Genomic DNA, 14,755 nt, shown 5'->3' with positions numbered 1-14,755 from the left:
TTGTTTAGCGGCACATGGTGGCGATTTCAAGCCCGCAATTTCACTTCTTTGTCACGCGGCGACGGGATGCGCCAGGGGCGGCTATCGGCGCTAGTGGGTGACCGGGGCACGCCAGGCGATGGCGCGGCTGGGGCTGTAGCAGCCAAGCGCAACCGTGTTGGAGTAGTTGCCGGAAACGATCTGCACCTGGCCGTTGCCGCAATCGCCCACCACCACGCCCACATGGTTGGACATCACCATGATCGCGCCGATTGCGCCGGGATCGGCCTGCTCGCCGTAATGGGCGAAGTCGCGTGCCTTGTTCGAGCCGGTAGGAAGCAGCCCGGCGCGAGCCAGAACGGTATCGAGATAGCAGGCGCACCAGCGGCCCGGGCAACCCGAGGGGCGCACGCTCCCCAATTCGCTGAGCATGACATTTATGACTGTCTGGGGGTCGCGGGCGCTGGCCGGAACGGCGATGGCCGACGCGGCGCACAGAGCAAGCAGAAGCGGCAAAACAATACGCATCACTTTAGTTTTGTCCTTGGTTGGACCCGGCACGTAAAGCCAATGCACTGACGCGGCCGGTCTGTGTTGTGGTCAAGTCATCGGCACAACATCCGCGCGACAGGCAGACGAACCGATGCGGGATTATTTCGCCATGCTGGCGGGCTCATTACATCGCGACGCTGCGCGCGGCCACGCTCACTTGGGGCGCTCTCCCGTGATGCGGGCATAAACTGGAGTTTTATGGCGATATCTGGGCACATCGGCACGAACGAGGTGGAATGCGGCAATCGTTGCGTTGACGGCCATGATGGACTACCGTTGATCCGAAACTGAAATGATCTGCCTCGGGCGCCTTTCCTTCGAGCCATTGCGGGCCAATTGCCTGCCTTGTGCTCCAACCGGCGACCGGGCGGTACGGAGAACCGAGTTGACCGATTCAAGTCGGTCCACCGCCGTGTCGGCGGCTCCTGCGTCTCTGCGCGAGCGCGCCAATGAGCCTGTCCGGCACGAACGCGAAGACGCCAAGGCGCAACCGGGCGCCAAGCGGGCAACGCGGTGGACGTCCCAACCCAAATCCGCAGGGCAACGCAAAAAGCGCGCGCCCACTTATGCGGCGCTGGATCTGGGAACCAACAATTGTCGCCTCTTGATCGCCCGCCCGACGGAAAACGGATTCCGCGTCCTTGACGGGTTTTCGCGCATTGTGCGGCTGGGCGAGGGGCTGAGCCAGACCGGGCGGCTCTCGGAAGCCGCCATGGACCGAACGATTGAAGCGCTCAGGATCTGCAAGAGCAAGCTTGCCCAGCATGATGGTGTGAGGGCGCGTATAATTGCCACCGAAGCGTGCCGTTCGGCCACAAATTCGGCGGCATTCCTCGCCCGCGTCAAGCGCGAACTCGGGATGACCTTCGAAGTGGTCGATCGCAAAACCGAGGCCGAACTGGCCGTAACCGGCTGCGCCGATCTGATTGAAACCGATGCGCCCGGCGCCATCCTGTTCGATATTGGCGGCGGGTCGTCCGAACTTGCCTGGCTCGATTTCCGCGGCGGGCGCCCGCGCAATCAGGGCAAGACGGCGGCGTCCATTCGCTCATGGCAGTCCTTGCCCGTGGGCGTTGTTTCGATTGCCGAAAAATTCGGTGGTGTCGATGTGACGCCGGAAATCTTCGAGGCCATGGTCAATCACGTCACCGACCAGCTTCGCCATTTTCGCGGCCGCGAAAAACTGCGCGGCATGCTGGCCAGCCATCCGGTGCATTTTCTGGGCACGTCGGGCACGGTCACCACGCTCGCCGGGCTTTATCTCGGCCTTGAACGCTACGAACGCTCCAAGGTCGACGGGCTCTGGATGCATGCCGACGATGTTGATGCCACGATGCGTGTGTTGCTGGCCATGAGCTACGACAAGCGCACATCCAATCCCTGCATCGGCAAGGAACGCGCCGATCTGGTCATTCCCGGCTGCGCCATTTTTGAGGCAATCCGGCGCGAATGGCCGTGCCAGCGCATACGGGTTGCCGATCGCGGGTTGCGCGAGGGCATCCTGATTTCAATGATGTCGGAGGATCGCGTCTGGATGCGCGGCCGGCCCGGACGCAGGCGCAGGGGAGCCAGCAATGCCAAATAAGCCGACCGGCAAGGGCGCAGGCCGTCGCGGTGACCGCGATCTCAAGACCCGCGTCAAGACAGCCAAGAAGCGCACCACCTCATCCACACGGTGGCTGCAACGCCAGCTCAACGACCCATATGTGGCCAAGGCCCGCGCAGAGGGCTGGCGGGCGCGTTCGGCCTACAAGCTGCTCGAACTCGACGAAAAATACGAGTTGCTGAAACCCGGCATGCGGGTGGTCGATCTGGGGGCGGCGCCCGGAGGCTGGTGTCAGGTGGCGGTCAAGGCGGTCAAATCGGATCCCGAAAACCCCAGCGTGGTCGGCATCGACTATCTCGAAATGGACCCCGTGACAGGCGCCGCGCTGCTGCAAAAGGATTTTACCGACGAGGACGCGCCTCAGGCCCTGTTCGACCTTCTGGGCGGGCACAAGGCCGATATCGTCCTTTCGGACATGGCGGCACCGACAACGGGCCACAAGCCGACCGACCATCTGCGGATCATTGCACTCGTCGAAATAGCCGCCGACTACGCGCTCGATGTGTTGGCGCCGGGCGGCACATTTGTCGCCAAGGTGTTCCAGGGCGGCACCGAGCACGAGCTTCTGGCCATGCTAAAGCGCAATTTTGCCACCACGTTCCACGCCAAGCCCCCCGCGAGCCGGTCGGAATCGGCGGAAACCTATCTGATTGCCCGGGGCTTCAAGGGGCAGCGGCAGGACTGAGGCTTAGAGCGTGTCCAGCAAAAGCATGTCCTCGACGCGATTGGGGATGGAAACGGTTTTGCGGTTCGGACACGCGACAAAAACAAAGGCTTAGAGCCAAGAATTTGATTCAATCAAATCCTGGACGGCTCTAAAAGCGCGGCGAACGGCCCTGGTAGCCTTGCTGTTCCGCCTTTTCCAGCGCCGCCTGACGCTGGATTGCCGTGCGCTGCCCGGAAATGTCGCTGCCCGCTTCCTTCTCGAGCCGCAGATAGGGCACGATGGCAAGAAGCGATATGGCGGCGATCACAAAAAAGGCCGTGTGAAAATCGTCAACGCCCAGCGGCTGGCCGCGCAGATGGCTTGAAACCTCCAGCACACCGCCGGCTGTGGCGACAGCAAGCGCCGTTGCGATCGGGCGCATGACGGCATGAATGGCGGTTGCCGGCCCGGCCTCGTCCTCGTCGATATCGGCAAAGGCCAGCGCATTCTGGCCGGTAAAATAGAGCGAGCGAACAATGCCCACGACAAAAATCACCACCATCATCACTATGATCGGGGTCTGGGGTACGAAAGTGCCCTTGATGGCCAGCCCCAGCGCAGACAGCACACCGGCTGTCATAAGGGCGGTGCGAAACCCGATGCGCTGATAAATCGGCTTGGCGATGAATTTCATGCACAGGGCACCGATGGCGCCGACAAACGTGATCATTCCCGATTCGAATGGGGTATAGCCGAAACCGACCTGCAGCATGAGCGGCAGCAGAAAAGGGGTTGCCCCCGCGCCGATCAGAAACAGCGACGTGCCGGCAATGACCGCCCTGTAGGACGGATGCACGAAAAGTCGTGGGTCAAGCAGCGGATGCTCGATCCGCAGCGCGTATGGCACGTAGATGACGGCCGCGGCGATGCCAACGGCCGTGGAAACCAGAGCAACCCAAAGCGGCAGCACGGGCATCGAAAGCAGGGAGAGCCCGAAAACGATCCCGGAAAAGGCGATGGCCGAAAGAAAGAAACCGGGAAAATCCATGGGCCGTTGGGTGGCCGATTCCACATGGGGCAGATACTTGGTAATGAGAATCACACCGGCCAGCCCGATCGGCACGTTGATGATGAAGATCCAGTGCCAGGACAAAAACGTGGTCAGGAACCCGCCGACCGGGGGGCCGAGCGTCGGGCCGATCAGGGCCGGAATGGTCAGCCACGCCATGGCGTTGACCAGGTCCTTGCGCTCGGTGGTACGCAACAGGATGAGGCGGGCAAGCGGGCTCATCATCGCCCCGCCCATGCCTTTGAGGAATCGCGCGATGATGAATTCAGGCAACGATCCGGAAAAGGCGCAGGCGATCGATCCCGCGATAAACACCAAAATTGCCGCACGGAAAACCGTCTTGGCGCCGAACTTGTCGGCCAGCCACGCGCTGATCGGAATGAAGATGGCCAGGGCCACGAAATAGGCGGTGAACGCCAGTTTCAGAGCGACCGGCGTCGTGCCGATATCGGCCGCAATGGCTGGCAGCGAGGTGGCGATGACTGTCGCGTCCATGTTTTCCATGAACAGGGCGACCGCCAGGATGAGCGGGATCAGACGGGACAATAAACCGGACCGGGGCTGGATATTTTTCTTGTTGGCCGCATCATTGCCGCTAAGGCTGAGCGTGACAATGCGTAGAAAGGATAAATTCCACCAGGCGAACCTTTCACCGCTCCCGCGCGTTGACGCAGCGGGTTTCTCCGATCGGGCAGGCACAATGACTCAACGTCGCTTCCATCTCGTCCTCAATGTAAACTCCGGTACCGTTCAGGCGCTGGGGGTGACGTCCGACACGCTTCGGGCGATGTTCGCCGCACACGGGTTGGAGGTCACCATTGACGCCGATCCTCAGACCGAACTGTCCGATCGCATCCGCAACGCGATCGAAAGTGATGCCGATACGATCATTGCCGCCGGAGGTGACGGCACGGTGACGGCCCTTGCCACCGCGATTATTCATTCCGACAAGAACCTGGCCATCCTGCCGCTCGGCACGGCCAACCTGCTGGCGCGCGACCTGGGCATGCCCCTTGATCTGGACGAGGCGATAGAGGCTTTGCGCGATGTGGAACCGCTTGCCATCGACGTTTCGGAAGTCAACGGCACGATTTTCCTGCACAAGGCCGTCATCGGCGTCATTCCCGAGCTCGCAGCCGGTCGGGAATACATCCGGGGGCAGGGCATGGGTGCCAAGATCGGCTTCATGCGCTATTTCTACCGTCGCATTTCGCGGGCCCGTCGGCTGGCGCTGGAAATCGCAACCGGCGACGGCCAGTCCAGAATTGAACGCGTACAGGCCATCGCTGTGGCCACCAACGCCTATGATGAAGGGCTGGGGCGGTTTTTCCATCGCGATAAACTCGATACAGGGCTGCTCACCATCTATGTCCTGCGTCACCTCCGGATCGGCGATGTGTTCAGGCTCGCCACCGGAATGCTGGCCGGCCATTGGCGCGACTATGAAGCGCTTGATATATCGACGGCCCGTTCGGTAACCATACGCACCAAAAAGCCAAGGCTTCAGCTGATGATAGACGGAGAAGTGCAATCCATGGAGGCCCCCTTGGAATTCAAGATCTACCCCCGCGCCCTCTCGGTTCTGGCGCCGCTCCGGGCCATCAAGGAAGAGATGGCCGACGAACAGGCCGAAGCAGTCGCGCAGCCAGGAGCCACGGGGCAGCCCGCCTGATGCGACTTGTCCACCTCTCCGACCTGCATTTCGGTCATCACGACGACAGCGTCGTTGCCTCGATGGCCGCTGAAATTGCGGCCCAGAAGCCAGAGCTCATTGTTGTCTCGGGAGATTTCACCCAGATCGGCACAGCCTCAGAGTTTGCCCGCGCTCGCGACTTTCTCGATCGGTTGCCCGCCCCCTTTATCTCGGTTCCCGGCAATCACGATGTCCCCGAGCGCAATCTCATCAAGCGCTTCGTGAACCCTTACGGCCACTACCGCCGGTATATCGACAACGAACTCGAACCGTTTCTGCATCGCGACGGCGTTGCGCTGGCCGGGCTCAAGACGTCCCGGCGCGCCAATTTTCATTCGCTCAACTGGTCCGATGGTGCGATCAGCAAGACGCAGCTCCAACGTCTTGAGACCCGATTTGCCGAGGTGCCGGCCGACACCGTCAAGATCGTGATCGCCCATCATCCCCTGCTGCACCCCGAAGAGCCCATGGCGCGGCACCAGAACAGGGTGCGCCGCGCCGACAGGGCTCTGAAGGTCTTCTCGCGCATTGGTGTGCGGCTGGTGCTCTCGGGCCATTTTCACATGTCCTATGTTCGCCGCCATGCCCATGCGGGCGAGGTGCGCGCGGCCGTTCCCAGCGGGCCGCGCGAAAGCAGTGAAGGCCATATCCTGGTCGCCCAGGCCGCCTCGACGACATCGACCCGGCTGCGGGGAGAACCCAACGCCTACAACCTCATCGATATCGATGGGCAGGAAATCACAATAACGGTGCGCGAGTGGCTGGGAGACGGTTGGACCACGCGCGAGAAGGCGCGGGAAGCCGCTTGAAGCGGACGCTCGATCTGCGCACCGGCGAGCCGGTCTGGCAGACGGGACGCCACGCCCGCTGAAAAAACCAACCGAACGGGTCTCCACGGCCCTCACAGGTCGAATCGATCCCGATGCGGATATTTTCGCGCTCTGAACAGCCCGCGGCAATTGGGCTGGCCCAGGTGCCACACCGGACGTTTTTTGTGCAAATGGGGGCCGTGCTGGCTGCGCATACGCCTTAAAAGAGCTTTTATCGCGTTGACAAGTGGCGGTGTTCCCCGTTTATCGGGCAACTTCGCACCAATTCCCGAGAGGCTCCATGCGGCTCGTTTTTGTAATCCCCGCCTACAATGAAGAGGCAATGATCGGTCAGTGCCTCGACGCGGTGATGGCCGAAATCAAGCGCAGCGGACACCCCGCCGACGTAGTCGTTGTCGACAACGCCTCCACTGACCGGACCGGCGAGATCGCCGCGAGCTATGCCGGTGTGCGGGTCGTCAAGGAAACCAACAAGGGCCTCGTGCATGCCCGTCACGCCGGTTTCGTCGCCTCGGAAGGCTATGACCTGGTCGCCAATATCGACGCCGATACCATGGTCCCGGAAGGCTGGCTGACCACGGTTTTTGACGAATTCGAAGCCCATCCCAAGCTCGTCTGCGTGTCCGGTCCCTATCACTACTACGACCTCAAGCGCAGCCAACTGGCCCTGGTCGAGGTGTTCTACGCCTTCACCTACTGCACTTACATCCTGAGTCGGTTCATCCTGCGCGTCGGCTCGGTGATCCACGGCGGCAATTTCGTTTTCCGCCGCGAGGCCTGGGAACAGACCGGTGGCTATGACCGCTCCATCACCTTCTACGGCGAGGACACCGACGTTGCCGTGCGGCTCTCCAAGATCGGTCCGGTCAAATGGACTCACAAGCTGCGCATGAACACGTCGGGCCGCAGGATCGAGAAGGAAGGCATCATCCGGACCGGTCTGGTCTATGCCAAGAACTTCTTTTCCATGACGTTTCGCGGCAAGCCGGCGACGGTCGACTATCAGGATATCCGCGAATAGCCCGCGCCTGCGCAAAAAAATCTATACCCCCGTGTCGGGATCGGCGAAGCTGGTCCGTCTTAACCCTGAGGGCGCAGATGCGCTTCGGGAACAATTGAGGACGACACAATGACCAAGATGATTTTCGTGAACCTGCCGGTTCGGGATCTTGCAGCGGCCACAAGCTTTTACGAGGCGATCGGCTGCACCAAAAATGCCGACTTCTCCAGCGATGAAGTCTCTTCGATGATGTGGTCGGATGCGATCACCTTCATGTTGCTCACGCACGACTATTTCTCCACCTTCACGACCAGGCCGATCGCCGACGCCCATGCCGCGGCCGGCGCGTTGATCGCGCTGTCCTGTGACAGCCGTGAGGCGGTCGATGCGATTACCGAAGCGGCCGGCAAGGCGGGCGGCAAAGCCGACATCCGCGAGCCCCAGGACTTGGGCTTCATGTATGGCCGTGCATTCGAAGATCCCGATGGCAATATCTTCGAGCCGGTCTGGATGAACATGGAAGAGGCCTCCGGCGCACAATAGGGAGGTTCGATATGTCCGAGACCACCGAGATAAGCTGTGGGTGCGGCAAAGCTGCGCTGACACTGCACCAGGGCCCGTTCATTGCCACGGAATGCCATTGCACAAGCTGCCGCACGGCAGGTGAAGCTCTCGCCGAGCTGCCGCTGGCCCGTCCAATGATCGGTCAGAACGGGGGTACCCATTTTGTCCTCTACCGCAAGGACCGGGTGACGTTTTCAAAAGGACTGGACGTGCTGGCCGCCTACCGCATCAAGCCGGACTCCCCGACCCGTCGTGTCGTCGCCTCATGCTGCAATACGCCGATTTTCCTGGAATTCCAGAATGGTCACTGGCTTAGCCTCTACGGCAGCCTGTGGCCGGATGGCGCACTGCCACCAGCCGATTTGCGGACTGTCGTTTCCGATCGCGAGGGTCTGCCTCCGCTCGACGACGCCATTCCCGCAGGCAGGCTCCAGACTGCAAGATTTTACGCCCGGCTGCTCGGAGCCTGGATTGCGATGGGGTTCAAGTCGCCGACCATTACGCTGTCACATCCCGACCGGGCGATTTCAGATATTGCTGCATAGCATACGGATCAGGGCCGGTGCGGTCGGCAGGGCAGCTAGATTCAGCAAAAGCACGTCCTCGACGCGATCGGGTATGGAAACGGTTTTGCGGTTCGGACACGCGACAAAACAAGGGTTTAGAGCCAAGGATTTGAGTCAATCAAATCCTGAACGGCTCTAAGCCTCCTTCAGTTCCCCCAGAATCGTCGGGATAAGCTCGCTGACCGTCGGGTGAATGTGCATGGTGTTTTTCAGATCGGCATAGGCCATGCCGCACTGGATGGCATCGAGCAGAACATGGATGGCTTCATCGCCCCCGACGCCGAAAATCGCCCCGCCGATGATCCTGTTGCTGTCGGCATCGACGACGACCTTCATGTAGCCGACGCTTTCGCCTTTTTCCTTGGCACGCGCGACACGCGTCATGGGACGCTGGCCGACAAGCACCCGATGGTCGCGTTTTTTGGCCTCGGCAACAGTCAGGCCGGCCCGTCCCAGCGGCGGGTCGGTGTAAAGCGCATAAGCGTCGGTCCGCATTTCGACCGAACGATCCGCTCCTTCGAGATTGTCTGCCACGATCTCGTAATCATTGTAGGCCGTGTGGGTGAAGGCGCCCCGTCCGTTGCAATCGCCCACCGCCCAGATACCCTCGACCGAGGTCTCAAGGCGTTCATTGGTGATGATATAGCCGCGATCATTGGTTGCGATGCCGGTCTTGTCGAGCCCGAGATCGTCGGTGTTGGGCTGGCGCCCGATCGCCACGAGCACATGCGAACCGGTAATTTCCGGGGCACCCGCCGTACAGTCGACCTTGACGACCGGGCCGTCCTCGGACCGCGAGAACGCGATACAATCGGCATTGAGCCTGATGTCGATGCCCTCTGCTCTCAGAATCTCGGCGACGGTCTGCGAGGCGTCTTCATCCTCGCGTTTGAGCAGCCGGTCGCCGCGCTCGACAACGGTCACCTTGCTGCCGAACCGGGCAAACATCTGCGCAAATTCCAGCCCGATATAGCCCCCGCCCACAACCACGAGGTGGCGCGGAACCTCGGCCAATGCGAGAATGGAGCTGTTGGTCAGGATGTCGATATCATCGATTCCCGGATAGTCGGGGATGACCGCCCGCCCGCCGACATTGAGAAAAATGCGCGGTGCCTCCAACGTGCGCTCGCCGACCGCAATCGTGTGGTCGGCGATAAAGCGGGCATGGCCCTCGATAAGCGTGAGGTTTTCTGTTCCGGTCAGCCAATCGTTCAGCCCCGAGCGGGATGCTTGGACGATCCCGTCCTTGCGGCCCATCACCGCCGCCATATCGATGGAAACGGGGCCAGAAAGCGTCACTCCGTAATCGGCAGCCCGGCGGGCCATGTGGGCGACATAGGCGCTTGCCACCATCGTTTTGGTCGGTGTGCAACCGGTATTGACGCAGGTCCCGCCCAAAAGCTTGCGCTCGATCAGTGCAACCTTCTGGCCCTGGCCGGCCAAACGCGCGGCAAGCGAGGGCCCCGCCTGACCCGCTCCGACGACAATGGCGTCGAACCGCTCCGTCATGCCGCCAGCCACACGACGAGAAGTGCCAGAATCACTGCAATCGCGTCCTCGAGCAGCGCGATCGGCCGGTCATTGCCGCCATTGGATGCCACGAGGCGCTTGCGGGCTTCATAACCGCCCAGCGTGCCGATGATAGCACCGACGACCCCGGCAATCGCTCCGCCGATCCACATGCCCGATGGCAGCCCCAGCACGCCGCCGGCCAGAGCGCCCATGACGATCCGGGCGCCGAACTGAACAGGCACCTTGCGGCTCGGGGTCTGCGGCAATTGGTCGGTCACAAGTTCTCCCAGCGCCGCCAGCGTGAAGATCGCAACGGCAAGCGGGTGCCCCAGAAAGGCGAACGGCGTGGCCGAAAGATCGATCCACCCCAGAAAGGCCGCCCAACTCAGCGCGGCAGCAGGCGTCATCGCCCGCAGCCCCGCCACAATGCCAAGTACCAGAGAAAAGAGGAAGATCATGTCCATGCCCTCAAATTGAAGTGTCGAGATTAACACTTGTCCCGAGGCGAAGCGAGATAGAACCGCTTCCCCCACTTCCCAAACCCTCCGCTCGGTGTTAATGACCCTCGCCAACCCAAAGCCGGTGCGAGTCTACCTCCCGCATCGGCCAAGCGGACAATGCGGACGGGACGGATCGGTCATAAAGCCGACGACGCGTCACGCTAAACCATCGACATTCATCCGTTCTACGATGAAGGGCACGAAAGGGGCTGGCCTTGGCGAAGATTATTTCCTCCATCACTGGTGATTCCGCACTGACATTTGACGACGTGCTGCTCCAGCCCGCCCGTTCGGACGTGCTGCCCACAGACGTCGACATCAGGAGCTATGTCACAAAGGACATAGCGCTCAATCTGCCGATCCTCTCCTCGGCCATGGATACGGTCACCGAGGCCAATATGGCCATTGCCATGGCACAGGCCGGTGGCATGGGCGTCATCCATCGCAACCTCACCCCCGAGCAGCAGGCCGAACAGGTCAAGCAGGTCAAGCATTTCGAATCCGGCATGGTGGTCAATCCCATTACCATCGGCCCCGATGCGACTCTGGCCGATGCCTATGCACTCATGGACCGCTACAAGATTTCCGGCATCCCCGTGGTCGCCAATGGCGGCACCGGCGGGCGCAACAACGGCAAGCTGGTGGGTATCCTCACCAACCGCGACGTGCGCTTCGCCTCAAACGACCGCCACAAGATCTCCGATCTCATGACCCGCGATCAGCTCATCACGGTGCGCGAGGGCGTAAGTCAGGAAGAAGCCAAGCGGCTTCTCCATCAGCACCGCATCGAAAAGCTGCTGGTTGTCGACGAGCACAACAACTGCATCGGGTTGATCACGGTCAAGGATATGGAAAAGGCCCAGCTTCACCCCTCCGCAATCAAGGACGCCCACGGCCGGCTCCGGGTTGCCGCAGCCTCGACCACGGGCGATCAGGGGTTCGAGCGCTCCATGGCGCTGATCGATGCTGGCGTCGATCTTCTGGTCATCGATACCGCCCACGGCCATTCGGTCCGCGTCGCCGAGGCCGTCGAACGCGTCAAGCGCCAATCCAATTCCACCCGCATCGTCGCCGGCAATGTCGCCACGGCCGAGGCCACCAAAGCCCTGATCGATGCCGGCGCGGATTCGATCAAGGTCGGCATCGGCCCCGGCTCGATCTGCACCACCCGCATCGTAGCCGGTGTGGGCGTGCCCCAGCTTGCCGCGGTCATGGGCTGTGCCGAAGAGGCCGACAAGCAGGGCGTTCCGGTCATCGCCGATGGCGGCATCAAGTTTTCGGGCGATCTGGCCAAGGCGCTGGCCGGTGGCGCATCGGTTGCCATGGTCGGCTCGCTCCTTGCCGGCACCGACGAAAGCCCCGGCGAAGTCTATCTCTACCAGGGGCGCTCTTATAAATCCTATCGCGGCATGGGCTCGGTCGGCGCCATGGCGCGTGGTTCGGCCGATCGCTATTTCCAGCAGGAAGTCAGCGATCAGATGAAGCTGGTGCCCGAAGGGATCGAAGGCGCCGTGCCCTACAAGGGCCAGGCCGGTGCCGTCTTGCATCAGCTTGCCGGCGGCTTGCGCGCCGCCATGGGCTATACCGGCTCGAAAGATCTCGAAACGTTCCGGCGCGAAGCGACGTTCGTCAAGATAAGCTCCGCAGCACTGGGCGAAAGCCACGTCCATGACGTGACGATCACCCGCGAGAGCCCCAACTATCGCGGAAAGTAGCCCCATGAGTCTGGCCATCCTGCTGATCCTGCTTGCGCTGTGGACGCAGGGTGCGCTGACGATATTCTTGTTGTTCATCCTCGGCCGGCGGCGGCTGCCGCTGGTCGCGGACAAAAAGATCGCCGTGCGTGACATCGCGCTCGACACCAGCCCCTGGCCTGAAGATGCCCAGAAGGCGTCCAATGCCTTCAATAACCAGTTCCAGCTTCCGGTGCTGTTTGCCATCGGCATCGCGATCACGCTCTATCTTGGCGCGGGTTGGCCTGAAGTGGTCTTGGCCTGGGCGTTCGTTGGCAGCCGCATCGTCCATGCGACGATCCATGTCACCTCCAACCATGTCTATCGGCGATTTTCCGCCTATGTCGTGGGGTTCTGTATTCTCATTGCACTTTGGATTGCGATCCTTGTGCGTCTCGTCCTCGCATTTCAAACGGTCTGACCTATGGCTCTGGCAACGCGTATCGATACTATTTTCGTTCCGGCTCTGGATACCGACAGTGCTGCCAAATGGTATGCGCGCATGTTTTCAATGACCGAGATTTTCCGCTCGGGCGGTTACATCGGCTTGCGGTTTGACGAGGGGGAGGCAAAGGCAACCGCTTTGACGCTGATTCCGGTCGATACGATCAGCAATCCTTATGTTGCCTTCAATCTCTTCAGCCCTGATCCTGAGGCGCTCCGAAACGCACTGATCGCGGATGGCAGGGAAGTCACCGAGATTCATCAACAGCCGTCAATGCGGTGGTTCGACTTCGTTGATATCTCCGGTGTTCGCGTCAATGTCTGTTCGTTTGGCGAGGCCAACTGATGCGTCTTCCCGGACGAATGGCCGCCGCCATCGAAGTGCTCGCCGATATGGAAGCGCGCAAGCGGCCCGCTTCCGAAGCCCTCAAGGGCTGGGCGCTCGACCACCGTTTTGCAGGGGCGGGCGATCGCGCCGCCATTGGCAACCTGGTTTACGATGCGCTGCGCAAGCGGGCCAGCCATGCCTGGCGCATGGGTCAGGATACCCCGCGCGCGCTGATTCTTTCGGTTGCGGTCAACGACTGGAATCAGGACATTAACGTCCTCAATCAGGACTTTAGCGCTGACAAGTTCGCGCCGGAATCGATTTCCGAGACCGAGGCTCTAAAGCTTTCATCCGATTCAGCTTTTGCCGATGCGCCCGATCACATCAATGCCGATGTGCCCGAGTGGCTGGCTGAGCCGCTCGCCCGTAATTTTGGCAGCGATTGGGCCGAACAGGGCAGGGGCATGACCACCCGCCCACCGCTCGACATGCGCGTCAACCGGCTCAGATCCGAGCGTACCCGGGTGGAAAAATCCCTGTCCCGCTTCGCACCTCAACCCACCGCCATTGCGCCCGACGGACTGCGTCTGCCCTCCGGTCCTAACGATGCGCGCACTGCCAACGTTCAGGCCGACGAGGGCTATCAGAAGGGCTGGTTCGAAATTCAGGACGAAGGCAGCCAGGTCGTGACATTGCTGGCCGGCGCCAAGATGGGCGAGCAGGTGCTCGATCTGTGCGCCGGGGCAGGCGGCAAAACGCTCGCTCTTGCCGCCGCCATGGGCAACACCGGGCAGATCTTTGCCTATGATACCCAGCGCACACGGCTCGCCCCGATTCATGAGCGCCTGAAGCGCAATGGCGTGCGCAACGCGCAGGTGCGTAATCCCGATCCGGGAGCGCTGGACGATCTGGTGGGCAAGATGGACCGCGTGGTCATCGATGCCCCCTGTACGGGCACGGGGACGTGGCGGCGTCGTCCTGACACCAAGTGGAAGCTCACGCCGGCCCAACGCGAAGCGCGCATGGTCGATCAGGTCCAGGTGCTCGATGAGGCCGTGCGCTTTCTCAAACCGGGTGGCGAACTCGTTTACATAACCTGTTCGATCCTGCCGCAGGAAAACGACGATCAGATTGCAGCATTTCTCGCGCGCCACGACGGTTTTGCCCCGGTTCCGGTCTCCGAGCGCTGGGACACGCTTTTCCCCGATGCGCCGAAACCTTTGAGCACGAACCCAAACACGGTTACACTCACCCCTGCCGCGACCGACACTGACGGCTTTTTCTGCGCGGTGCTCAAGAGGGGGTAGGGGCCATGGCAAGCCGGTGGATCGTGATTGTCTTCGGGTCTGCCCTGCTGCTCGCCGCCTTGGCCATAGTTGGCATTGCTGCCCTGTTCCTGGTCTCGGGATCGGCTGACGACATCCGCTACGATTTCGTGTCGCCCTCCGGCCAGGTCGATCTCTATCTGATCGAGACCTGCGAGCGCGGAGGCTGCACCCATCAGGCCATTATCGAGATGCCGGGGCTGCAGGGTGAGCCGATCCAGATACGCTGCGGTCTCGATATCGAGGCCACCGAGCCAACCTTCGGATCGCTCGATGTGAACTGGACCTCCGACGAGCGCGGCGTCCTGATCTCCTTTGCCGGTGCAGACGGCACGGAGCAGTCGATTTCCATGGATCTCGACCGAGATTGCAATCTCTGAACGGCGTAAAATTCCGTCCGGGTGAAAC

The 14,755-nt window shown here is 61.4% G+C and carries 16 protein-coding genes; 12 read left to right on the top strand and 4 right to left on the bottom strand.

Annotated features, from left to right (window positions below):
* Nucleotides 1-90 precede the first annotated feature (90 nt).
* Nucleotides 91-510 (bottom strand): hypothetical protein, encoded by a 420-nt coding sequence (locus V6617_RS11995; protein ID WP_338607197.1) that lies wholly within the window; start codon nucleotides 508-510, stop codon nucleotides 91-93.
* Between the two features lie 406 nt (nucleotides 511-916).
* On the opposite strand from V6617_RS11995, the gene V6617_RS11990 reads away from it, so the two are divergent.
* Both V6617_RS11990 and V6617_RS11985 read left to right on the top strand, forming a co-directional pair.
* Nucleotides 917-2,116: a Ppx/GppA phosphatase family protein gene (locus V6617_RS11990; protein WP_338607196.1), complete on the top strand. Its 1,200-nt coding sequence runs from the start codon at nucleotides 917-919 to the stop codon at nucleotides 2,114-2,116.
* Nucleotides 2,106-2,822, top strand: coding sequence for an RlmE family RNA methyltransferase (locus V6617_RS11985; RefSeq protein ID WP_338607195.1), 717 nt, complete (start codon nucleotides 2,106-2,108; stop codon nucleotides 2,820-2,822). Before V6617_RS11990 ends, V6617_RS11985 begins: the two co-directional genes overlap by 11 nt.
* 130 nt (nucleotides 2,823-2,952) lie before the next feature.
* Here V6617_RS11985 and V6617_RS11980 read toward each other — a convergent pair whose 3' ends face one another.
* Nucleotides 2,953-4,398, bottom strand: coding sequence for an MFS transporter (locus V6617_RS11980; RefSeq protein WP_338607194.1), 1,446 nt, complete (start codon nucleotides 4,396-4,398; stop codon nucleotides 2,953-2,955).
* Nucleotides 4,399-4,552: 154 nt separating this feature from the next.
* On the opposite strand from V6617_RS11980, the gene V6617_RS11975 reads away from it, so the two are divergent.
* The 5 genes from V6617_RS11975 to V6617_RS11955 all read left to right on the top strand — a co-directional run bounded on the left by V6617_RS11975 (nucleotide 4,553) and on the right by V6617_RS11955 (nucleotide 8,484).
* Complete coding sequence (locus V6617_RS11975; protein ID WP_338607193.1) at nucleotides 4,553-5,524, top strand: diacylglycerol/lipid kinase family protein; 972 nt, start codon at nucleotides 4,553-4,555, stop codon at nucleotides 5,522-5,524.
* Nucleotides 5,524-6,354 (top strand): metallophosphoesterase, encoded by an 831-nt coding sequence (locus V6617_RS11970; RefSeq protein ID WP_338607192.1) that lies wholly within the window; start codon nucleotides 5,524-5,526, stop codon nucleotides 6,352-6,354. Before V6617_RS11975 ends, V6617_RS11970 begins: the two co-directional genes overlap by 1 nt.
* Before the next feature lie 301 nt (nucleotides 6,355-6,655).
* Nucleotides 6,656-7,396: a glycosyltransferase family 2 protein gene (locus V6617_RS11965; protein ID WP_338607191.1), complete on the top strand. Its 741-nt coding sequence runs from the start codon at nucleotides 6,656-6,658 to the stop codon at nucleotides 7,394-7,396.
* Between the two features lie 108 nt (nucleotides 7,397-7,504).
* On the top strand, nucleotides 7,505-7,918 hold the full coding sequence (locus V6617_RS11960; protein WP_338607190.1) for a VOC family protein: 414 nt from the start codon (nucleotides 7,505-7,507) through the stop codon (nucleotides 7,916-7,918).
* 11 nt (nucleotides 7,919-7,929) lie between these two features.
* Entirely contained in the window at nucleotides 7,930-8,484 is a 555-nt protein-coding gene (locus V6617_RS11955; RefSeq protein ID WP_338607189.1) for a hypothetical protein, read from the top strand.
* A 156-nt stretch (nucleotides 8,485-8,640) separates the two neighbouring features.
* On the opposite strand, the gene V6617_RS11950 is transcribed toward V6617_RS11955, so the two are convergent.
* Nucleotides 8,641-10,014: an FAD-containing oxidoreductase gene (locus tag V6617_RS11950; protein ID WP_338607188.1), complete on the bottom strand. Its 1,374-nt coding sequence runs from the start codon at nucleotides 10,012-10,014 to the stop codon at nucleotides 8,641-8,643.
* Nucleotides 10,011-10,475, bottom strand: a complete 465-nt coding sequence (locus V6617_RS11945; RefSeq protein WP_338607187.1) for a DUF4126 family protein — start codon at nucleotides 10,473-10,475, stop codon at nucleotides 10,011-10,013. Before V6617_RS11945 ends, V6617_RS11950 begins: the two co-directional genes overlap by 4 nt.
* A 257-nt stretch (nucleotides 10,476-10,732) precedes the next feature.
* On the opposite strand from V6617_RS11945, the gene guaB reads away from it, so the two are divergent.
* The 5 genes from guaB to V6617_RS11920 are packed head-to-tail and all read left to right on the top strand — an operon-like array spanning nucleotide 10,733 to nucleotide 14,727.
* Entirely contained in the window at nucleotides 10,733-12,232 is a 1,500-nt protein-coding gene (guaB, locus tag V6617_RS11940; protein ID WP_338607186.1) for an IMP dehydrogenase, read from the top strand.
* Nucleotides 12,233-12,236: 4 nt separating this feature from the next.
* A complete protein-coding gene (locus V6617_RS11935) occupies nucleotides 12,237-12,671 on the top strand; it encodes an MAPEG family protein (RefSeq protein WP_338607185.1) in 435 nt (144 codons plus the stop codon).
* Between the two features lie 3 nt (nucleotides 12,672-12,674).
* The gene (locus V6617_RS11930) at nucleotides 12,675-13,040 is read left to right on the top strand and encodes a hypothetical protein (protein ID WP_338607184.1); all 366 of its coding nucleotides are present in this window, start codon (nucleotides 12,675-12,677) and stop codon (nucleotides 13,038-13,040) included.
* A complete protein-coding gene (locus tag V6617_RS11925; RefSeq protein WP_338607183.1) occupies nucleotides 13,040-14,329 on the top strand; it encodes an RsmB/NOP family class I SAM-dependent RNA methyltransferase in 1,290 nt (429 codons plus the stop codon). Before V6617_RS11930 ends, V6617_RS11925 begins: the two co-directional genes overlap by 1 nt.
* Nucleotides 14,330-14,334: 5 nt before the next feature.
* Entirely contained in the window at nucleotides 14,335-14,727 is a 393-nt protein-coding gene (locus V6617_RS11920) for a hypothetical protein (RefSeq protein WP_338607182.1), read from the top strand.
* Nucleotides 14,728-14,755: the final 28 nt, after the last annotated feature.

Source organism: Pelagibacterium nitratireducens (genome assembly GCF_037044555.1).
Taxonomy (GTDB): domain Bacteria; phylum Pseudomonadota; class Alphaproteobacteria; order Rhizobiales; family Devosiaceae; genus Pelagibacterium; species Pelagibacterium nitratireducens.
The sequence above is the reverse complement of the archived record's forward strand: the minus strand, read 5'-3'. Positions and strand labels throughout refer to the sequence as shown.